The following is a 19,578-nucleotide window of genomic DNA, read 5'->3' as shown; positions in this document are numbered from 1 at the left end:
ACGCCTCGGCGTGTGCAAAAAAGTCTATGCGTCAGTATAGTTAGCGCCAGACTCGCGTTTCGTCAAGCGCAGCGGCAAACGCTGCTTTTTCACATTTAAACCGAATAATTCTAGGCAAAAAATATTGCATTAATATGGCACAGATAAGCTATTTCACTGGCCGTTGTGCAATGAGCAACATAACTGCGCAGCGCTTAAATCTTGTACAATAAATTCCTGACAGTACAAGTTAATAATAGTTTTGCACCAAAATCAGGAAAATATAATCGCCGTTGCCCCAAATATAGGCAGACTGTAAGCTGGCATTTATCTCATTTTTTTCTAAACACCCAACAATTAAATGTTAAAAAGCGCGGAAGCCGCTGGCATTAACAAAAAGGGCTTAGGATAAATCTTAATCGTAATTCATCAGGCTGCGGCTCTCGCCAATTCGCCATGGGGCAAAAGGCGCATCGACCTCGCCCGCCTGCTGCAATGCTTGCGCCAGCACCGTCGGCGGATCGTCAAGCGACTCGTCCGCCAGCTCAAACACGCCCCAGTGAATAGGAATTGCCAGCGGTCGCCCTATCTGCTGCCAGAGTTGTACCGCCTGATCCGGGTCCATGTGCTGGCCGCGCATGAACCATTTTGGTGCATAGGCACCTATCGGTAACGCAGCCAGATTAAACGGCCCCAGCCGCTGCGCGATGGCAGAGAGATTATCGCTGTAGCCGCTATCGCCGGAGAACCAGAAATTGAGCTGCGCATTACGCACGACCCAGCCGCACCACAGCGACCGGTTGCGATCCCAGAAGGTGCGCATGCTCCAGTGGCGCGCGGGAACGGCTGTAAAGCTGATGTCGTCCAGTTGCACCTGCTGCCACCAGTCCAGTTCGGTGACGGTGCGCACGCCAAGCCGGCGACACCAGTCGGCCATTCCCAGCGGCACCAGAAAGTGCGCAGCAGGAAAGCGGCGGGCGATGCGTTTCACTGTAGGCCGATCAAGGTGGTCGTAATGGTTATGCGAGATCAGCACATAATCAAGATGCGGCAGCTGCGCCACGCTGAGCGGCGACGGGGTTTTACGCTGCGGCCCGGCAAACGGCAACGGCGAAGCGCGTGCCGACAGCGCCGGATCGATCAAAATATAGCGCTGATTGAGACGCAGCAGCAGCGCGGCATGGCCCAGCCACCAGACACGGTCATCTTCACCGCTCAGGTCGGCCTGCTGGCACCAGCTGGCGGTAAAGGCCGCATAGCCGGACTGCGGTGGCAGCGGCAGATTCTGCTGCTTACGCTCGCGCCGCCAGCGCTGAAGATCGCCAGGCTGACGCAACTCCTCTTCCGGGTTACGAAAGCCGTGCGGCGTATGATGGGCCAGCGAAGCGTCATACCAGGGATTTTGCCAGGCCATGGCCTCTCCGTTGTGGGCTTAACGTTCCGGAATCAGGCGAATAAAGTCGCGCTTGTCCCCGGCATCCTGCTCATCCTGCGCTTTTTCGGCCACCGGCTGCGCCTCAGCGATACGGCGCAGCAGCGCGTTCTGTTTCTTTTGCTCTTCCAGCAGCGCTTCCAGCAGCTGAAGCTGTTCACTGGCGCGCACGCTGGCCCGGTTAACAAAAAACCAGGCAATAAACGCCACAATCACAATGATGGCCAGCACGCCATAGTTAAACAGCGGACCGGTACTGGCGGCTAATTCGTTCATAACTGCATCAATCCTCAAACATCATTCAGGTACATCGCCGCTGATTCTACTCGTTGCGTGCGGAAAAGATATGGTGGCGGAGATAAAGCAGATTATCCCGCCTGCGTGCCGCTTTCAGTTATCTCTGATCGATCCGGCGAGAAAAGCGAGGCATGCTGCTACTATAGAGTTCGCAGCAATGCGGGAACAGCTGCGTTATGTAACACAAGGAGATAAAAATGAAACTACTGATTCGTGCGGTGATGGTGCTGGCTGTCTTGTGGCTGGCGATGCTGTTTACCGGCTACGGCGTGTTAACCGGCAGCAATAAAAACGCAGCCGGGCTGGGCTTACAGTGTAGCTACCTGACCGCGCGCGGCATGATTACCGCACAGTATCTGCACACCGACAGCGGCATTGTTGGCGTTACCGATTGTCCACTGCTGAAGAAAAGCGGCGAAGTGGTCGATAACTAAGTTAAGCCGCCTGCCGGGCTGCGCGTCAGCCCGGCAGGATTCAGAACGGATAGTCGTAATAGCCCATTTGCTCCGACACCTTACGCGCGGCACGGTGCAGCATCGCCACATACTCTTTTTTTGCCGGTTCGAAGAAGCGCACCGTCGGGAACGAGAGGCTCATGCCGGCAATCACCACGCCGAAGCGATCAAACACCGGTACCGCCAGACAGCGAATTCCCGCTTCCTGCTCTTCATTATCCTCACCAAAGCCCTGTTGCCTGACCTGATCCAGCACCGGCAGTAGCGCCTGCGCGTTGACGATAGTGTTAGCGGTGCTGCGACGGAATTCCACTTCACGCAGAATGTCGTTCACCTCCGCGCGCTCACGCCACGCCAGCAGCACTTTGCCGATGGCGGTACTGTGCAGCGGATTACGCCGGCCGATGCGCGAATACATGCGCAGGTTATACAGCGAGTCAATCTTATGGATATAGACGATGCAGTCTTCTTCCAGCGCGCCGAGATGAATGGTCTCTTTGGTCTGGCGCGACAGTTCGCGCATCTCCACATCGGCGCTGCGAATCAAATCCACGTTCTGCAGCGCGTGCGCGCCAAGTTCAAACAGTTTGAGCGTCAGTGAATATTTTTCGCTCTCGCCCTCCTGCGCCACGTAGCCGAGCGATTTCATGGTCTGCAGAAAGCGGTAGACCGTGCTTTTCGACATCATAACCCGCTGCGAAAGCTCGGTGATGCCGTGATCGCGCTCTTCGCCCAGCGCCTGCAGAATGCCAAACACTTTCATCACCGATGAAACGGCATCCGGCTGTTTATCGTTATCGCGGCTCGCCATGCGGGACTTCCTTAACGCTTTTACAAAAAACGCCAGTATAGAGGTTACAGCCGGACGGCGGCAACGACACATCCACTTGTAATTTTTGTCCATTAATGCGGTGATTTCAGGCAGAAAATTGATTAGCATGATGATATTCACTTACTTCACTTCTCCCTGTTTATGTCTCCTACCGTGTCTCAGGATGGATTACCCGTTCCACAGCGCTACGGCGCAATAATTACCATTGCGCTTGGCATCATGATGGCGGTGCTGGACGGCGCGATTGCCAACGTGGCGCTGCCGACCATTGCGCGTGAGCTGAACGCCAGCCCGGCGGAATCGATCTGGATCGTCAACGCCTATCAAATCGCTATCGTGATTTCGCTGCTGTCGCTGTCGTTTCTTGGCGATATGTTCGGCTACCGGCGCGTCTATCAGGTCGGGCTGGTGCTGTTTGTATTCACCTCGCTGTTCTGCGCCCTTTCCTCTTCGCTGAATATGCTCACCGTGGCGCGCGTGCTGCAGGGCTTCGGCGGTGCGGCGCTGATGAGCGTCAACACGGCGCTAATCCGTATCATTTACCCGCAGCGCTTCCTGGGACGCGGCATGGCCATCAACTCGCTGATCGTGGCCGTCTCCAGCGCCGCCGGTCCCACGGTGGCGGCCGCGATTCTCTCCATCGCCAGCTGGAAATGGCTGTTCCTGATCAACGTGCCACTCGGTGTGGTGGCGCTGTGGCTGGCGCTGCGCTTCCTGCCGGATAACACGCAGAAAGCGAAGCAGCAGAAATTTGATGTGCCGAGCGCCATCATGAATGCGCTGTTTTTCGGCCTGCTGATTTCAGCGCTGACCGGCTTCGCGCAGGGAGAAAATGGCTGGCTGATTGCGGGTATGCTGCTGGCGCTGCTGCTGATCGGCGTGGTGTTTGTGCGGCGTCAGCTGGCGATGCCGGTGCCGCTGCTGCCAGTAGATTTGCTGCGCATTCCGGTGTTTTCGTTGTCGATCGGCACCTCGATCTGTTCGTTCTGTGCACAAATGCTGGCGATGGTGTCGCTGCCGTTTTTCCTGCAAAACGTACTGGGCCGGGATGAAGTCGCGACCGGCCTGCTGCTGACGCCGTGGCCGCTGGCTACCATGGTGATGGCACCGATTGCCGGCCGTCTGATCGAGAAGTTTCATGCCGGGCTGCTGGGTGGGCTGGGGCTGGCGCTGTTTGCCGCCGGGCTGTTCCTGCTGGCGCTGCTGCCTGCACAGCCCACGGATGCCGATATTATCTGGCGCATGATGCTGTGCGGTGCCGGCTTCGGGCTGTTCCAGTCACCCAACAATCACACCATCATCTCGTCGGCTCCGCGCCAGCGTAGCGGCGGTGCCAGCGGCATGCTCGGCACCGCACGACTGGTCGGCCAAAGCACCGGTGCCGCGCTGGTGGCGCTGATGTTTAACCTGTTCAACGACAGCGGCACGCATGCCTCGCTGCTGCTGGCCGGAACCTTTGCCAGCGTGGCGGCGATCGTCAGTATGCTGCGCATGACGCAAAGCCGTCAGCCGGCAGAGTCATAAAAAAAGGGCGCCCGCAGGCGCCCTGTTCATTTTCTATGTGGCTTACTTAAGGTAGGCACCGCTGCGCAGCGCTTCGATACGCTTGTCGAGCGGCGGGTGCGACATAAACAGCTCGCTCAGCGACTTACCTTTACCGTTAATACAGAACGCCATCATGCTGCTGGGTTCCTGCGGTTCGTAGCTGGTTTTCAGGCGCTGCAGCGCGGCAATCATCTTTTCACGACCCACCAGCTTCGCAGAGCCGGCGTCGGCGTGGAATTCGCGATGGCGCGAGAACCACATGGTAATGATGCTGGCGAGAATACCAAACACCAGTTCCAGCACTGTCGCCACGGCAAAATAGACCAGCGGATTGCCGTTGCTGCTCTCTTCGCCGTCGCGGTTGCCGGACAGGAAGCCAGACGCCACCTGCGCAATGATACGCGAAATGAAGATCACGAAGGTGTTCACGATACCCTGAATCAGCGTCATGGTGACCATGTCACCGTTCGCGATGTGGGCGATCTCGTGCGCCAGCACCGCCTCCGCTTCATCGCGGCTCATGTTCTGCAGCAAACCGGTGGAGACCGCTACCAGCGAGGCGTCACGGCGTGCGCCGGTGGCAAAGGCGTTGATATCGGGCGCGTGGTAAATCGCCACCTGCGGCATCGCAATGCCGACCTGCTGAGCCTGGCGGCCGACGGTTTCCATCAGCCAGCGTTCCGTCTCGTTACGGGGTTGTTCAATCACTTCACCGCCGACCGAGCGTAACGCCATCCATTTGGACATCAGCAGTGAAACAAACGCACCGCCAAAGCCAAACAGACCTGCCATAATCATCAGACCCTGAACACTGCTTGACTGGATTCCTGTCAGACTCAGAATCAGTCCGAATACCAACATCACCGCCAGGTTGGTGACCAGGAAAAGCGCAATACGCATCATAAACGTTAATCTTCCTCAGTTGTGCTCGCGCTCATGCGCGGATATACATCCTATGTCCATTGTGGCGCTTTTCAAGCGACCTTAATCTTTAAGTGCCTAAAAAGACATAACTTTACATTTGGTAATGGTAGCAGGTGCAGCCTGCCGGGCGGCGAGTTGCAGGCAAAAAAAAGCACCGCCGCAGCGGTGCTGTGATTTCAGGCCGAAGGGTTACTTCGCTGCGGCCGGCGCTGGCTGATCTTTTTCCAGCTGGGCCAAATCGTTAGCGATTTTCACCGTTTCATCCAGATACGGATCCGGCTCTTTGTAGTCTTTCGGCAGATCGTCCAGGCTCTTCAGCGGCGCTTTGCCTTCCGCCTGGTAGCGCGCATTGATACGTTCCAGACGCAGCGCATCTTCTTCGTGGTTCTCTTTCTCGCGCTGAGCCAGATTGAGCGACACGATGTTACGCTTGTCCTTCATCGCGTTGAAACGCGCGATGTCTTTCATGATGTACTGGAACTCGCGATCTTTGGCGATGCGATCGGCGTGCTCTTTGGTCAGCTGCGGCACCAGCGGCGTGATATCGCCGGTTTTGGTGTAGGTCGCCGCGTTGATGCTGTCCCACGGCAGCGCGTTATCCTCAAACTTCTCGCCGGTCTCTGCTGCTTCCACACCGGTCGGCATCAGCAGGTCTGGCGTGACGCCTTTCCGCTGAGTACTGCCGCCGTTGATGCGGTAGAACTTCTGAATGGTGTACTGGACTGAGCCCAGCGCCGGCCATTCCGGACGCAGCATCTGATCGTAGATGCGGTTGAGTGAGCGATACTGCTGCACCGTGCCCTTACCAAAGGTCGGTTCGCCGACAATCAGCGCGCGGCCGTAATCCTGCATCGCCGCGGCGAAGATTTCCGACGCCGAGGCGCTGAAGCGATCGACCAGCACCACCAGCGGACCTTTGTAGTAAACGATGCCGTCGTTGTCGCTGTCCTCACGCACGCGACCATTATTGTCACGCACCTGCACCACCGGGCCACTCGGAATAAACAGGCCGGAGAGCGATACCGCTTCGGTCAGCGCGCCGCCGCCGTTGGTACGCAGATCGATGACGATGCTGTCGACGTTCTGCTTCTGCAGTTTCTGCAGCTGCACTTTCACATCATCGGTCAGGCCAACGTAGAAGCCCGGGATATCCAGCACGCCGACTTTCTCTTTGCCGACGTTGTGCACGGTGCCCTTCACCGCGCGATCTTCCAGACGGATTTTCTCACGCGTCAGCGTCACGGTACGGGTTTTGGTGCCCTTGCCGGCTGGCAGGATCTCGAGGCGCACTTTGCTGCCCTTCGGCCCTTTAATTTTGGACACCACGTCATCCAGACGCCAGCCAATCACATCTTCCATTGGCTTGCCCGGCTGGCCGACGCCCACAATGCGGTCGCCCACGCTGATGGATTTGCTCTTGGCCGCCGGACCACCGGCGACCATCGAGTTGATCACCGTGTAGTCATCATCCATCTGCAGCACGGCACCGATACCTTCCAGCGACAGGCTCATTTCGGTATTGAACTGCTCGGTGTTGCGCGGTGACAGATAGTTAGTATGCGGGTCGATTTCATGCGCGAACGCGGTCATAGCCAGCTGGAACACATCTTCGCTGTTGCTTTGTGCCAGACGACGGATGGCAAAGTTGTAGCGCTTGGTCAGCGTCTCGCGAATCTCTTTGTCATCTTTCCCGGCCAGCTTCAGGCTCAGCTCGTCATACTTCACCTTGGCATCCCACAGCGCGTTTAGCTCATCTGTGCTTTTCGGCCACGGTGCTTTGGCACGATCGATATCGATGGTGTCATTGCCGGTGAAGTTCATCGGGCGGTTCAGCACGCTGAGCGCATACTGATAGCGCTCGAAGCGGCGCTTCTGCGCCAGATTATAAAGATCGTAAAACACATCCAGCTTGCCGCTGCGCAACTCATCACCGAGCGTGGTTTTCTTGTCGGCGAATTGTGCCACGTCCGACGCCAGCAGCACGTTATGGCTGTAATCGAGCAGATTCAGGTAGCGGTCAAAAATTTTCGCCGAAAAATCCTGATTCAGATCGAACTGACGATAGTGAGAGCGGGTGAAACGCGAAGTGACGCGTTCACTGACGGTAGGATGCTGTGCTTCTTCGTGTAACTGGGGAATCTGGTCGGCGCGGGTAATGTTGTCCGCGCCAAAGGTGGGGCCTGCCAGCAGCAGGCCCGCGATCATACCGATCTTAAAAATGCTGTTCATGCCAGGGTCGGGCCTCCGTTTCAGAACTGCAAGTGTTCTGCGCGCACAATCATTGCCAGGCCGGAAGCGAGCTGGACCCGGACGCCATCTTTGGTAATTTCCAGGATGGTAGCGTCCATTGCACTTTTGCCTGCTTTGACTTTGATGTTTTGACCCGCTTGCAACGTTGAAGTGTCAGTGACGGGTTTTGCCCGCGGTGGACGCGGAGCAGCCTGACGCTCACCGGCCGCAGCACGCGGTGCCTGTGGACGTGGCTTACGCGGTGCGTCACCCTCCGCCGCTTTACGGGCAGCAGGCTTGCGCGGACGACGCTCAGCGGTCTCTTCACCGGCTTCACGTTTTTTCGCTTTTTGCTGCTCGCGCTGCGCCTGCACGCGCGCTTTGGCTTCTTCCAGCTGCTTGCGCGCATGTTCTACGTGCTGCTCATCCAGCACGCCACAGGCGTTGCCGTCGAGATCGACACGGGTGGCACCGGCTTTAATGCCGTAAAGATAACGCCAGCTTGAGGTATAAAGGCGTAAGGCCGAACGCAGTTGCGTCTTGCTCAGGCTGTTTTCGCCCTGAACGCGCTCCACCAGATCCTGAAAGATACCGATTTTGAGCGGACGCGCTTCACCTTCGGCGCTAAAGCAGTGCGGAAAACGCTGCGCCAGAAAGGCGATGACTTCTTTACTGCTGTTCAACTTAGGTTGATTTTCCATGAAATTTCCTGATTACAACGGGTTTGCCGACCAGAGCAGGCATGAACAGGCGACATTATAATGACAACATCGCCAAATGCTATGTGATCCAGTCGATTAGCTGCGCGTCAGCTGAAGAAATTTTTCAATGTCGCTGTTCGCCAGCACTGCACAAAGCCCGTCGGTAAGGGCTACCAGCCCCGCTTCATCCTCGCTATCGAAGCGAGAATAAACCGTACTGTCGATGTCGAGAACACCGACCATCGTGCCATTCACTTTCAGAGGAATCACGATTTCCGCGTTGCTGGCGGCGTCGCAGGCAATGTGCCCCGGGAAAGCGTGCACGTCCTCAATCCGCTGCACGCTATCCTCCGCAACCGCGGTGCCACATACGCCTTTACCCACCGGAATGCGTACGCAGGCGATTTTGCCCTGGAACGGACCCAGCACCAGCGTCTCCGGCTCGGTCAGCAGATAGAAGCCTGCCCAGTTAACCCCTTCCAGGCGTTCAAACAGCAGCGCACTGCAGTTGCCCAGCGCCGCCAGGAAAGAAGTTTCGCCCGCTAACAGTGCGCGGACATCGCGATTTAAATCCTCGTAAAAGGCTTTTTTGTTCATTGTTTAACCATAACTCATCACTGGCGTGACCTTGTTGTCACTCAGTTGTTAAAATAAGCACTAATAATCCAACCCCACAAGGTGAATCATTGTGTTAGTTACTATACCCTTAGCACGCTATGCTTGAGACTATTCTCGTACCATAGATTGATGCAGACAGACGTGCTCTGCTCCGCATGCCGGTAACTGTAACGAACAATGGGCCCCTTGCGTCATTTATGAAAATTCACGCCATCAGCCAGACGTTGCCCCACGCACGTTATCAGCGTTGCCCGCAATGCGATACCCTTTTTTCCTTACCGGATGTGAAATCGCATCAGTCGGCTTATTGCCCGCGCTGTCATGCCCGTATTCAGAACGGTCGCGACTGGTCAATGACGCGGCTCACCGCCATGGCCGTCACGATGATCGTACTAATGCCGTTCGCCTTCAGCCTGCCGCTGGTGGATATCCGCCTGCTTGGCATGCGCATCAACGCCAGCCTGCTGGAGGGCGTGCTGCAGATGGCGCAACAGGGCAACGTGCTGACAGCCGCCATGGTGGCGTTTTGCACGATTGGCGCGCCAGTGACGCTGGTGGCCGGCATCTGCTATTTGTGGATTGGCCACGCGCTCGGCATGAACCTGCGCCCGGTCCTGCTGATGCTGGAGAAGCTCAAAGAGTGGGTCATGCTGGATATCTATCTGGTCGGCGTGGCGGTGGCATCGATTAAGGTGCAGGATTATGCCGCGCTGGAGGTCGGCTACGGGCTGGTCGCCTATATCGCGCTGACCATCATGAGCCTCCTGACGCTGATTCATCTCAACGTGGAGGAGCTGTGGGAACATTATTACCCGCAGTCGGTGCCGCACGAACCGCCCGAGCGGTGGCAGGTTTGCCTGAACTGCCACCATACCGGTATGCCCGATGAACGCGGACGCTGCACGCGCTGCCATACGCCGCTCGATTTTCGCCGCCGCCACAGCCTGCAAAAATCCTGGGCGGCGCTGATCGCCTCGATTGTGCTGCTGATCCCGGCTAACCTGCTGCCGATTTCGGTGGTGTACGTCAACGGTGCGCGGCGCGAAGACACCATTTTCTCCGGGATTCTTGGCCTCGCCTCCGGTAACGTGCCGGTGGCGGCAGTGGTGTTTATCGCCAGTATTCTGGTGCCGTTTACCAAGGTGTTAGTGATGCTGACGCTGTTGCTTAGCATCCATTTTAAGTGTGAACAGGGTTTGAAAACCCGCATCCGTCTGCTGCGTGCCGTCACCTGGGTGGGCCGCTGGTCGATGCTGGATCTGTTCGTCATTGCTTTAACCATGTCGCTGGTCAATCGTGACCAGCTGCTGGCTTTTACCATGGGACCTGCCGCCTTCTACTTTGGCGCGGCAGTCATCCTGACCATTATGGCCGTTGAGTGGCTCGATAGCCGCCTGATCTGGGATGCACATGCAACAGGAAACGCCGACTACACCGACTAGCGCTAATCTGCGTAATAAACGCAAGATTTCGCCGTTCTGGCTTTTGCCCATTATCGCCCTGCTGATTGCCGGCTGGCTGTTATGGACCAATTATCAGGAGCGCGGCACCACCATCACCATCAACTTCCAGACCGCGGACGGCATCGTGCCGGGCCGCACGCCGATTCGCTATCAGGGCGTGGAAGTGGGCACCGTGCAGGGCATTGTGCTGAGCGATGACTATCGCAGCATTCAGATCAAAGCCAGCATCAAGAGCGACATGCGCGATGCGCTACGGGAGAACACCCAGTTCTGGCTGGTGACGCCAAAAGCCTCGCTGGCGGGCGTCTCCGGGCTGGATGCGCTGGTGGGCGGTAACTACATCGGCATGATGCCCGGCGACGGCAAAGAGCGCGATCACTTCACCGCGCTGGACACCCAGCCAAAATACCGGGTAAACACCGGCGAACTGCTGATTCACCTGCACGCGCCCGATCTCGGCTCGCTCAACACCGGTTCGCTGGTCTATTACCGTAAAATTCCGGTCGGCCGCGTCTATGACTACAGCATCAACGGTAATACCGATGGCGTGACCATCGATGTGCTGATTGAGCGGCGCTTTACCAACCTGGTGAAAAAACAGAGCCGCTTCTGGAATGTCTCGGGTGTTGACGCCGATGTCAGCCTGAGCGGCGCCAAAGTGAAGCTGGAGAGCCTGGCCGCGCTGGTGAATGGCGCGATTGCCTTTGACTCGCCGGACAGCGGCGAACAGGCCAACAGCGATCAAAACTATCAGCTCTATTCGGATCTGGCACACAGCCAGCGCGGCGTGCTGATTTCGCTCGATCTGCCCAACGGCGACAACCTGAAAGCCGACAGCACGCCGCTGATGTATCAGGGGCTGGAAGTGGGCACCCTGACCAAACTGACGCTGCTGCCGGGCGGCAAAGTGTCCGGCGAGCTGACGATCGATCCCTCCGTCACCGGCCTGATGCGCAGCGGCACGCGGATTGAGATGCGCGCGCCGAAACTCAGCCTGACCGACACCAGCCTGAGCAGCCTGCTGACCGGCAATACGCTGGAACTGGTCCCGGGCGAAGGTGAGCCGCAGGATCACTTCAGCGTGCTGCCGGCCAGCGAAACGCTGTTGCAGAAGCCGGATGTGCTCACCGTTCAGCTCAGCGCGCCGGAAACCTACGGTATCGACGCCGGACAGCCGGTGATGCTGTATGGCGTGAAGATCGGCCAGGTGATTTCGCGCCGGCTGGATGAAAACGGCATCAGCTTTGTAGCGGCCATCAATCCGGAGCACCGCCAGCTGGTACACGCCGACAGTAAGTTCATCGTTAACAGCCGTCTCGACGTTAAATTTGGCCTCGACGGCATGCAGGTGCTGGGTGCCAGCGCGCGCGAATGGGTCGACGGCGGTATCCGGCTGGTGCCGGGTGCGAAAGGTCAGCCGTCCAGCCGCTATCCGCTGTACGCCGACTCAGAGCGCGCGGCGGAAGGCATTACCGGCGATCAGCCGCCGACCACGCTCAAACTGACCGCCAACAGCCTGCCGGATGTACAGGCCGGCTCGGTGGTGCTGTACCGCAAGTTCCAGGTCGGTGAAGTGGTGGATGTGGTGCCGCGCGCCGATGCGTTTGAGATTTCGGTCCATATCCAGCCGCAATATCGCAAGCTGCTGACCAGCGAAAGCGTGTTCTGGGCCGAAGGCGGTGCCAAAGTCCAGCTCAACGGCAGCGGTCTGACCGTGCAGGCTTCGCCGCTGAACCGCGCGCTAAAAGGCGCAATCAGCTTTGATAACCTGACGGGCGCGCAGGCAGCGAAAGGCGTTAAGCGCGTGCTCTATCCGTCAGAAACCGCCGCACGTGCGGTCGGCAGCCAGATTACCCTGCACACCTTTGATGCCAGCAAACTGTCGGCCGGCATGCCAATCCGCTACCTCGGCATCAACGTCGGTCAGGTGGAGTCGCTGGCGCTGAGCCAGGATAACAACCAGGTGGTGGCGAAAGCGGTGCTCTATCCGGAGTATGTGCAGGACTTCGCGCGCATCGGCAGCCGCTTCTCTGTTGTCTCGCCGGAGATTTCGCCCGCCGGCGTTAATCACCTGGAAACGCTGCTGCAGCCGTATGTGAACGTGGACCCGGGCAAAGGCGCGCTGGCGCGCAGCTTTGAGCTGCAGGAGAGCACCATTACCGATTCGCGTTACCTTAACGGGCTGAACATCTATGTGGATACCACCGAAGCCGGTTCGCTGTCGATTGGCACGCCGGTGCTGTTCCGCGGTGTAGAAGTCGGCACGGTAACCGGCACTTCGCTGGGTAACATGGCCGACCGCGTGCAAATCGCGCTGCGCATCAGCAAGAAGTATCAGCATCTGGTGCGTAACAACTCGGTGTTCTGGCTGGCCTCCGGTTATAACCTCGACTTTGGTCTGATTGGCGGCGTGGTGAAAACCGGCACCTTCCAGCAGTTCATTCGCGGCGGCATCCAGTTTGCCACACCACCAACGGTGCCGCTGGCGCCGCAGGCCGGTGCCGACAAGCACTTCCTGCTGCAGGATGAAGCGCCAAAAGAGTGGCGCAACTGGGGCACGGCGATTCCGTCGCCAAACTAGGACAACGGGCAGCCTGCGGGCTGCCCGACTTATTTGCGCCGGGGATATTGCGCACGGCTGTACCTGAGCCGGGCTCGGCGTTACACTTCGCCCTCACTTTGTTAGTCCGGTAGATATCCGTGTCCGATCGTTTTCCTGAAGATTTTCTCGCGCTGATGCGCGCCAGCCTGGCCGACGAGGCCGAACTCGAACGCTTTCTCGCCATCAGTCAGCAGCCGCTGCGCCGCAGTCTGCGCGTCAATACGCTGAAAATCAGCGTGGAGGATTTTCTCACGCGCGTGGCGGGCTATGGCTGGCAGCTGACGCCGATTCCGTGGTGTCGGGAAGGCTTCTGGATTGCGCGTGATGACGAATCGCTGCCGCTCGGCAGCGTCGCGGAACACCTCAGCGGTCTGTTCTATATTCAGGAAGCCAGCTCAATGCTGCCGGTCAGCGCGCTGTTTGACGCCGCGCCGGATGTCCGCCAGGTGATGGATGTGGCCGCTGCGCCGGGCTCTAAAACCACGCAGATGGCCGCGCTGATGCGCAATCAGGGCGCGATCCTCGCCAATGAATACTCCGCCAGCCGGGTGAAAGTGCTGCATGCCAATATCAGCCGCTGCGGCGTCAGCAATGTGGCGCTGACCCATTTCGACGGGCGCGTCTTTGGTGCCGCGCTGCCGGAACAGTTCGACGCCATTCTGCTGGATGCGCCCTGCTCCGGCGAGGGTGTGGTGCGCAAAGATGCTGACGCGCTGCGCAACTGGACGCTGGCCAGCACCGAGGCCATCGCCGCCACCCAGCGCGATTTACTCGACAGCGCTTTTCACGCGCTGCAACCGGGTGGCACGCTGATTTACTCGACCTGTACGCTTAATACTATCGAAAACCAGCAGGTGATTGCCTGGCTGCAGCAGCGCTATCCGCAGGCGCTGGAAATTGTGCCGCTCAACGATCTGTTCGCTGGTGCCGAACGCGCGCTGACGCCGGAAGGGTTCCTGCACGTGTTTCCGCATATCTTCGACAGCGAAGGCTTTTTCGTCGCGCGGCTGCGCAAAACTGCCAGCGTGCCGCCATTGCCGGCGCCGACCTACAAACTCGGCAAGCTGCCCTTCTCGCCCGCCAGTCGCAAGCTGGTGGCGGAGGTGGCGCAGGCCGCGCACAAGGTGGGACTGCACTGGGATGAGAGCCTGACGCTGTGGCAGCGCGACAAAGAGCTGTGGCTGTTCCCGGCGGCGCTGGAGAGCTGGCTCAGCAAAGTGCGTTTCTCGCGTATCGGTCTCAAACTGGCGGAAACCTTCCCGAAAGGCTTTCGCTGGCAGCATGAAGCGGTGGTGGCGCTGGCGCAACCGGACAGCGCGCTGGCGTTCGAACTGGACGAAGCGCAGGCGGAAAGCTGGTATCGCGGTCAGGATGTTCATCCCGACACGCCGCCCGCGCGCGATGAAGTGATTGTCACCTACCAGCAGCAGCCGCTGGGCCTGGCGAAACGCGTTGGAAGCCGCATCAAAAACAGCTATCCGCGTGAACTGGTGCGCGACGGGCGGCTGTTCCGCTAACACGCATTACTGCAACTGCACCAGCGTCAGCCGGTTGCCAAATACCGCGCCGGTATCAATATAATGCTGATTCGCGGCGTTAAGCGGCTGCTCCAGCGGCGTATGGCCAAAGTAGAACGCACTGGCACCGGCGATCGGCTGCGAACGGCCGCGCTGATGGCGAGCGAGCCGGTCGCGGCTCCAGACGACCTGATGCCAGTCGACATCCTGTCCCAGTGCATAGGCACTGGCAGGATAGTCAGCATGAGCAATGACGATGACGCGCTCCTCGAATTGCAGATGTAAAATCAGCGGCAGTTCGGCACAGCGCTTCAGCGCATGACGCGCGGCAATCAGCCGCGCACCGCTCAGCTGCCAGAACCAGTCCCCGCCGTTCATCATCCACAGCATCGGATCGTCGCCCTGCAGCGCATCGAGCGCCATCTGCTCGTGATTACCGCGCACGCAGCGGAACCACGGCTCTTCCAGCAGTTGCAGACAGCCAAGGCTGTCCGGCCCGCGGTCGATTAAATCCCCGACCGATAGCAGCAGATCCTGTTGCCGATCAAAGCCCTGCCGCATCAGCTGCGCATCAAGCTGCGCGCGGCAGCCGTGCAAATCACCGACCACCCAAATATTGCGCCAGTTATTTGCACGCAGCGTCTGATAAAACATGTAATCTGCCCCGGTTGACTGGAAGTTTAGTAAACCCGGCATAAAGTATAGTCCGGTGAGGGGTAGCCGCGGAGGCATCAGCGTGAGCAGTCGGAAACAGTTTGTTGGCATCCTCGTGATGATTTTTATTGGCAGCCTGCTGCTGCTGGAGTCGCTCGCGCGCCTGGTGCATCTGCTTTTTGTTGGCTGAGCGGTGTTTCATGCCGCGCTAAACGCTTACACTCCTTTGCGTCTTACTGAAAGGAGTCTCCATGAGTCAGAATATCTACGATAACCCCGAATTTTTTGCTGGCTATGCCACCCTGCCGCGGTCGGTCAACGGACTGGACGGCGCGCCCGAGTGGCCCGCGCTGCGGGCAATGCTGCCTGAACTGCGTGACCAGCGCTTGCTGGATTTGGGCTGCGGCTACGGCTGGTTTTGTCGTTACGCGCAACAGCAAGGCGCGCGTGAAGTTGTGGGGCTGGATGTGTCAGAAAAAATGCTGGCGCAGGCCGCTGCCATGACCGATCGGCCTGGCATCACTTACCAGCGCGCTGACCTCGAAACCCTGCAGCTCAGCAGCACCTTTGATGTGGTGTACAGTTCGCTGGCGCTGCACTATCTCAGCCATATCGACGCCCTGTTTGCCACAATTTTTCATGCGTTACGTCCCGGCGGCGCGCTGGTGTTTTCATGCGAGCATCCGATTTATACCGCTCCGCGTCAGCAGGAGTGGTTCATTGATGATGCCGGGCAGCGCAGCTGGCCAGTCAATCAGTATCAGCAGGAAGGTGAACGGGTCAGCAACTGGTTTGCCGCTGGCGTGAAGAAGCAGCACCGCAAGCTGGCAACGTGGATCAATGCGCTGATTGCCGCCGGTCTGGTGATTGAACGGCTGGATGAGTGGGGTCCGGATGTACAGCAGGTAGCGGAGAATCCGGCGCTGGACGAGGAGCGCGAGCGTCCGATGCTGTTTTTGCTGGCGGCGCGCAGGCCGCTGTAAGGTTTTCAGCAGTGGCTGCATCCTGCAGCCCTGTGAAAATTCCCCCCGGCGCTTATCTCCGGCACTCAATCAAGGTGTTAGCTCTGTAAGGGACGGCACCAACTGTAACGCTTAAGATTATTCCGAACAAGTTAAATGATATTAACTATCATTCTCAACTATTGATCTGGCACGCTGTTAATGCCCGTTGCGTTTGTGTCGCTTCTGTCTGCTGAATCCCACAGGAGCCCGCATGATCACTGACTACACCTTTAACTATCTGAATGGCCTTGATGTGCACTATCGCTATAAACCGGCCAGTCTGGATAATCAGCATCTGTTGATTGTCATGTCCGGGTTTAACCTGCCCGATCCTACCGTGTATGATTTTACTTTGCTGGAGCACACCCGCGCAGCGGTGTTGTGGATCAAAGACGATTTCAACGGTTTGCCAGCGTATTACCTGTGTAACAATCTTCAGTTCAACATCGAGCACGGCGTCAGCCAGCTCATCCGGGCGGTGATTGAGCTAACCCAACCTTCTGACGTGACCATTCTCGGTGCGTCGAAAGGCGGCAGTGCCGCGCTCTACTTCGGTATCCGCCACAACATTAGAAATATTATTACTGCAGTACCGCAGTTTTTTCTCGGTGACTATGCAAGCCAGATTTGGCCCAGTGTGGGTAAAGCGATGATGGGAGAGATAAGCCCGGCTGCGGTCGCGTTGCTAAATAAATACCTGCCCAATGCCCTGCGTCGCGATCGCCAGACGCAGAAAAATATTTATTTGTTTACTGCTCTGGCCGATCATCAGCGCGAGCAGGAAGTGTTACCGCACCTCGGGCTGCTGGAAAAATACAGTAATTTCAATCTGATAGAATCGTCATCACCCTGTATCACGCAACATAATGAGGTGACCCGCTATAACCTCAACCTGATTCTGGCGCTGATATATCAGCTGGAGCAGAATATCACCCCGCGCTGGGGCCATATTCGCAACGGCAGCGGTTGGTAACGGCGCAGCTGAGAATCATAGGTTGGCTATGACGAATCCCCGGTTAACGCGTGATTAAAAAGATCGCCAGCATAAAACCGACAAACAAACCGGCAAAGGTCAGCAAACCGGTGCGCGGCGTTTTGGCCTGACCGACAATCGCGCCGATAAAAATGCTCAGAATGGTGAGCGTGCCAATCATCACCCAGAGAAGATATTGTGTATTTGCTGCCATGCGAAATCCTGTTAAGCGGCCATCAATCAATGCGCCCTGTTATACCATTTTTCGCTGTGGCTGGCTGCTGCAAATATCCGCTGTGTTGCGCTCAGCATAACAATGCATCACATGTGACAACGTCACTTGTGTATTATCTCACGCAATGTTATCGCGCTTAATAATTGCGCTAATTGAGCAAATAAAGTCCGGCAACAAGGGTACCGACGGAAATAATATGGAATAGCTCAGTCATGGTAGCAACCTCAATTTAATGCCTGTACGACTCAGTCAAGAACAGCATCTGGCGTTCGTCAAATCATCACCGCCTGCAATAAGCGCAGCCGATGGCATAAATACCAATCGATGCTTAACTGAATACGTACCCATAAGACAGGAGGAAAGCCATGAGCCAGTCTGCATTAGCCACCTACCTTGCGTTAAGCGACGACGACCTCAATGAGATGGGCATCCGTCCGGACACGCTGTTCGAAGCGCAGCCCGACGATAACGGCGCCGCCGGTTACTATTTCAACGTACCGGACACCACGCCGCAGCGCGTGCTGGGGCAGAAACGCTGGTCGCTGGGCGATCGCATCGACATTCCGGCCAGCGTGCTCAATAACGATTCAGCGTAACGGCTCCCGGGATGCGCGATCCTGTGCCAGGCTTAAGTCATTGTGGAATGTTGCAATCAAGAGGGAATGATTATGATGAAAAAAACGGTACTGGCGTCACTGCTGATGGTGTTTAGTCTGGGCGCTATCGCTGAACAGGGCGGCTTTGAGGGCGGTAAAACCCCGCCGCCGCAGAAACAACAGGACGCCGGTTATAAAGGTTCTGAAGACACCGGCCAGACGCATATCGAACAAATTCGGGATTTTCGTCAGGGCGGCTATGTCACGCTGGAAGGCTATATCGTTAAAAAGTTAAGCGGTGATAATTATCAATTCCGCGACAGCACCGGCACCGTGACCATTAAGGCTGCAGCCGATACCTTCAAAGGCAAAACCTATAACGCCGAGGATCAGGTCCGGGTGAGCGGCAAAGTATATGGCCGGGGCGAAAATACCCGTGTGGATGTTGCACGTATCGAAGAACCTTAATGCATTATTGTCCGGTCCGCCGTCGCGTGTGCGGCGGACGTTATCTTTCCATTCGCAGGAAATCATCGCATGAAGAGCCTGTTTGCCAGTCTGTTAATCCTCTCCACCCTGACCGCGCTGGCTGGCTGTCAGCAACCTGAACGGCCAATTGGCCCGGACGGACGCCCTAATGTCCCTGCAGAACAACCGGTGCCCGGCGGTCCAATGAGTAAAGGGCCGGTAGGTCAGCCGCAGGCCTGACCGTTAGCGGCATCAGTACTTACCGCGCCCTGCCCTGAAAATTTATTGTCCTTATTGCCGCCGGGTATTATTACCGGCGGCATTTTTACGTCTGGCTTAATTAACGCCCACCACCATTACCCTGATTAAATTTTCATGGCTATGCTTGGTTATTACGCTGAACTAAAGGATATGCTGATGCACAGTCTTGATCCACAAATGTTGCTGTTACTCTATTTTGTCCTACCGGTTTGGCTTATTGCTGGTTTTGCCGACTGGCTTTGTCATCGCGCAACCGAAATAGAGCACACCTCCGGCGTTAAAGAGACGTGGATACATATTTTAATGTTTCTGGAGATGGGCACTCCGCTGCTGCTGGCATTATTTCTTGAGGTGAATGCGCTGATTATTGCGCTAATGATCGTGCTGTTTTTTTGTCATGAAGCCACTGCGTTATGGGACGTCAGCTATGCGGTGAAAAGCAGAAAAGTGACGCCGGTCGAACAACACATCCACAGTTTTCTCGAAATGGTGCCGCTGATGGCGCTGCTACTGGTGATCTCCCGTCACTGGCCGCAATTTCTCGCGCTGTTTGGGGCCGGCAATGAAGCGCCCCGGCTTACTCTTAATCTGCGTGCCGATCCGTTGCCGCAGGGTTATATTATTGGCGTACTGTGCGCAATCGTGGTGTTTGAACTGCTGCCTTATCTGGAAGAATATCTGCGTACCCGGCGCGCGAAGAAAAACGCCTCAACGTGAACAGCATTACCCACCGTACTGAACGAAAAAGCGAATGACTGCGGGGAATATTAATTCACCACAGCCAATACCGGCA

20 protein-coding genes are annotated in these 19,578 nt (G+C 57.2%); 11 read left to right on the top strand and 9 right to left on the bottom strand.

All coding sequences use genetic code 11. From position 1 onward, the window contains the following. Positions 1-394: 394 nt before the first annotated feature. Together AC6I8F_RS08840 and AC6I8F_RS08835 are read right to left on the bottom strand one after the other, a co-directional pair. On the bottom strand, positions 395-1,393 hold the full coding sequence (locus AC6I8F_RS08840) for an MBL fold metallo-hydrolase (protein ID WP_498028740.1): 999 nt from the start codon (positions 1,391-1,393) through the stop codon (positions 395-397). Positions 1,394-1,411: 18 nt separating this feature from the next. Continuing rightward, complete coding sequence (locus AC6I8F_RS08835; protein WP_058781833.1) at positions 1,412-1,687, bottom strand: YebO family protein; 276 nt, start codon at positions 1,685-1,687, stop codon at positions 1,412-1,414. A 218-nt stretch (positions 1,688-1,905) separates the two neighbouring features. Here AC6I8F_RS08835 and AC6I8F_RS08830 point away from each other — a divergent pair, with 218 nt between their 5' ends. After that, the gene (locus AC6I8F_RS08830) at positions 1,906-2,142 is read left to right on the top strand and encodes a YobH family protein (protein ID WP_021510021.1); all 237 of its coding nucleotides are present in this window, start codon (positions 1,906-1,908) and stop codon (positions 2,140-2,142) included. A 40-nt stretch (positions 2,143-2,182) separates the two neighbouring features. Here the strand turns inward: AC6I8F_RS08830 and kdgR are convergent, their stop codons facing one another. Next, on the bottom strand, positions 2,183-2,974 hold the full coding sequence (kdgR, locus tag AC6I8F_RS08825) for a DNA-binding transcriptional regulator KdgR (RefSeq protein WP_498028739.1): 792 nt from the start codon (positions 2,972-2,974) through the stop codon (positions 2,183-2,185). Between the two features lie 162 nt (positions 2,975-3,136). Here kdgR and AC6I8F_RS08820 point away from each other — a divergent pair, with 162 nt between their 5' ends. Then, on the top strand, positions 3,137-4,519 hold the full coding sequence (locus tag AC6I8F_RS08820; protein ID WP_058774591.1) for an MFS transporter: 1,383 nt from the start codon (positions 3,137-3,139) through the stop codon (positions 4,517-4,519). A 42-nt stretch (positions 4,520-4,561) separates the two neighbouring features. On the opposite strand, the gene htpX is transcribed toward AC6I8F_RS08820, so the two are convergent. The 4 genes from htpX to AC6I8F_RS08800 form a co-directional block, all read right to left on the bottom strand. After that, a complete protein-coding gene (gene htpX, locus AC6I8F_RS08815) occupies positions 4,562-5,443 on the bottom strand; it encodes a protease HtpX (protein WP_021510018.1) in 882 nt (293 codons plus the stop codon). A 210-nt stretch (positions 5,444-5,653) separates the two neighbouring features. Further along, on the bottom strand, positions 5,654-7,693 hold the full coding sequence (gene prc, locus AC6I8F_RS08810) for a carboxy terminal-processing peptidase (RefSeq protein ID WP_021510017.1): 2,040 nt from the start codon (positions 7,691-7,693) through the stop codon (positions 5,654-5,656). Positions 7,694-7,713: 20 nt separating this feature from the next. Beyond that, complete coding sequence (gene proQ, locus AC6I8F_RS08805) at positions 7,714-8,394, bottom strand: RNA chaperone ProQ (protein ID WP_010616374.1); 681 nt, start codon at positions 8,392-8,394, stop codon at positions 7,714-7,716. Positions 8,395-8,490: 96 nt separating this feature from the next. Then, positions 8,491-8,991: a GAF domain-containing protein gene (locus tag AC6I8F_RS08800; RefSeq protein WP_058757745.1), complete on the bottom strand. Its 501-nt coding sequence runs from the start codon at positions 8,989-8,991 to the stop codon at positions 8,491-8,493. 218 nt (positions 8,992-9,209) lie between these two features. Between AC6I8F_RS08800 and yebS the strand changes: the two genes are divergently transcribed. The 3 genes from yebS (at position 9,210) to rsmF (ending at position 14,594) form a co-directional block, all read left to right on the top strand. Next, positions 9,210-10,454: a membrane integrity lipid transport subunit YebS gene (gene yebS, locus AC6I8F_RS08795; protein WP_058771236.1), complete on the top strand. Its 1,245-nt coding sequence runs from the start codon at positions 9,210-9,212 to the stop codon at positions 10,452-10,454. After that, positions 10,423-13,056: a PqiB family protein gene (locus AC6I8F_RS08790; RefSeq protein ID WP_058771299.1), complete on the top strand. Its 2,634-nt coding sequence runs from the start codon at positions 10,423-10,425 to the stop codon at positions 13,054-13,056. The genes yebS and AC6I8F_RS08790 overlap by 32 nt, the downstream gene beginning before the upstream one ends. A gap of 113 nt (positions 13,057-13,169) precedes the next feature. Next, positions 13,170-14,594, top strand: a complete 1,425-nt coding sequence (rsmF, locus tag AC6I8F_RS08785; protein WP_498028793.1) for a 16S rRNA (cytosine(1407)-C(5))-methyltransferase RsmF — start codon at positions 13,170-13,172, stop codon at positions 14,592-14,594. A 6-nt stretch (positions 14,595-14,600) separates the two neighbouring features. Here the strand turns inward: rsmF and AC6I8F_RS08780 are convergent, their stop codons facing one another. Further along, complete coding sequence (locus AC6I8F_RS08780; protein ID WP_498007219.1) at positions 14,601-15,248, bottom strand: metallophosphoesterase; 648 nt, start codon at positions 15,246-15,248, stop codon at positions 14,601-14,603. A gap of 251 nt (positions 15,249-15,499) precedes the next feature. Here AC6I8F_RS08780 and AC6I8F_RS08775 point away from each other — a divergent pair, with 251 nt between their 5' ends. Beyond that, a complete protein-coding gene (locus AC6I8F_RS08775; protein ID WP_498028738.1) occupies positions 15,500-16,231 on the top strand; it encodes a class I SAM-dependent methyltransferase in 732 nt (243 codons plus the stop codon). Between the two features lie 232 nt (positions 16,232-16,463). Then, positions 16,464-17,225, top strand: coding sequence for a hypothetical protein (locus AC6I8F_RS08770; RefSeq protein ID WP_193751821.1), 762 nt, complete (start codon positions 16,464-16,466; stop codon positions 17,223-17,225). Positions 17,226-17,268: 43 nt separating this feature from the next. On the opposite strand, the gene AC6I8F_RS08765 is transcribed toward AC6I8F_RS08770, so the two are convergent. After that, positions 17,269-17,439, bottom strand: coding sequence for a hypothetical protein (locus AC6I8F_RS08765; protein WP_164861043.1), 171 nt, complete (start codon positions 17,437-17,439; stop codon positions 17,269-17,271). Positions 17,440-17,825: 386 nt separating this feature from the next. On the opposite strand from AC6I8F_RS08765, the gene AC6I8F_RS08760 reads away from it, so the two are divergent. The 4 genes from AC6I8F_RS08760 to AC6I8F_RS08745 all read left to right on the top strand — a co-directional run bounded on the left by AC6I8F_RS08760 (position 17,826) and on the right by AC6I8F_RS08745 (position 19,502). Then, on the top strand, positions 17,826-18,056 hold the full coding sequence (locus AC6I8F_RS08760) for a hypothetical protein (protein WP_021510007.1): 231 nt from the start codon (positions 17,826-17,828) through the stop codon (positions 18,054-18,056). Positions 18,057-18,131: 75 nt separating this feature from the next. Continuing rightward, positions 18,132-18,524, top strand: a complete 393-nt coding sequence (locus AC6I8F_RS08755; protein ID WP_058757753.1) for a YgiW/YdeI family stress tolerance OB fold protein — start codon at positions 18,132-18,134, stop codon at positions 18,522-18,524. A gap of 69 nt (positions 18,525-18,593) precedes the next feature. Further along, positions 18,594-18,764 carry a hypothetical protein gene (locus tag AC6I8F_RS08750; protein ID WP_058774586.1) on the top strand — a complete coding sequence of 57 codons (171 nt, stop codon included), beginning with the start codon at positions 18,594-18,596 and terminating at the stop codon, positions 18,762-18,764. 177 nt (positions 18,765-18,941) lie between these two features. Continuing rightward, entirely contained in the window at positions 18,942-19,502 is a 561-nt protein-coding gene (locus AC6I8F_RS08745; RefSeq protein WP_421039178.1) for a diguanylate cyclase, read from the top strand. Positions 19,503-19,578 lie beyond the last annotated feature (76 nt).

It is taken from the genome of gamma proteobacterium symbiont of Axiagastus rosmarus (assembly GCF_059730925.1).
This window is presented reverse-complemented; position numbering and strand designations above follow the sequence as displayed.

Coding starts and splice junctions, on each gene's coding strand:
- AC6I8F_RS08840 (WP_498028740.1), bottom strand. CDS start 1,393: ATGGCCTGGCAAAATCCCTGGTATGACGCTTCGCTGGCCCATCATACG.
- AC6I8F_RS08835 (WP_058781833.1), bottom strand. CDS start 1,687: ATGAACGAATTAGCCGCCAGTACCGGTCCGCTGTTTAACTATGGCGTG.
- AC6I8F_RS08830 (WP_021510021.1), top strand. CDS start 1,906: ATGAAACTACTGATTCGTGCGGTGATGGTGCTGGCTGTCTTGTGGCTG.
- kdgR (WP_498028739.1), bottom strand. CDS start 2,974: ATGGCGAGCCGCGATAACGATAAACAGCCGGATGCCGTTTCATCGGTG.
- AC6I8F_RS08820 (WP_058774591.1), top strand. CDS start 3,137: ATGTCTCCTACCGTGTCTCAGGATGGATTACCCGTTCCACAGCGCTAC.
- htpX (WP_021510018.1), bottom strand. CDS start 5,443: ATGATGCGTATTGCGCTTTTCCTGGTCACCAACCTGGCGGTGATGTTG.
- prc (WP_021510017.1), bottom strand. CDS start 7,693: ATGAACAGCATTTTTAAGATCGGTATGATCGCGGGCCTGCTGCTGGCA.
- proQ (WP_010616374.1), bottom strand. CDS start 8,394: ATGGAAAATCAACCTAAGTTGAACAGCAGTAAAGAAGTCATCGCCTTT.
- AC6I8F_RS08800 (WP_058757745.1), bottom strand. CDS start 8,991: ATGAACAAAAAAGCCTTTTACGAGGATTTAAATCGCGATGTCCGCGCA.
- yebS (WP_058771236.1), top strand. CDS start 9,210: ATGAAAATTCACGCCATCAGCCAGACGTTGCCCCACGCACGTTATCAG.
- AC6I8F_RS08790 (WP_058771299.1), top strand. CDS start 10,423: ATGCAACAGGAAACGCCGACTACACCGACTAGCGCTAATCTGCGTAAT.
- AC6I8F_RS08780 (WP_498007219.1), bottom strand. CDS start 15,248: ATGTTTTATCAGACGCTGCGTGCAAATAACTGGCGCAATATTTGGGTG.
- AC6I8F_RS08775 (WP_498028738.1), top strand. CDS start 15,500: ATGAGTCAGAATATCTACGATAACCCCGAATTTTTTGCTGGCTATGCC.
- AC6I8F_RS08770 (WP_193751821.1), top strand. CDS start 16,464: ATGATCACTGACTACACCTTTAACTATCTGAATGGCCTTGATGTGCAC.
- AC6I8F_RS08765 (WP_164861043.1), bottom strand. CDS start 17,439: ATGGCAGCAAATACACAATATCTTCTCTGGGTGATGATTGGCACGCTC.
- AC6I8F_RS08760 (WP_021510007.1), top strand. CDS start 17,826: ATGAGCCAGTCTGCATTAGCCACCTACCTTGCGTTAAGCGACGACGAC.
- AC6I8F_RS08755 (WP_058757753.1), top strand. CDS start 18,132: ATGAAAAAAACGGTACTGGCGTCACTGCTGATGGTGTTTAGTCTGGGC.
- AC6I8F_RS08750 (WP_058774586.1), top strand. CDS start 18,594: ATGAAGAGCCTGTTTGCCAGTCTGTTAATCCTCTCCACCCTGACCGCG.
- AC6I8F_RS08745 (WP_421039178.1), top strand. CDS start 18,942: ATGCACAGTCTTGATCCACAAATGTTGCTGTTACTCTATTTTGTCCTA.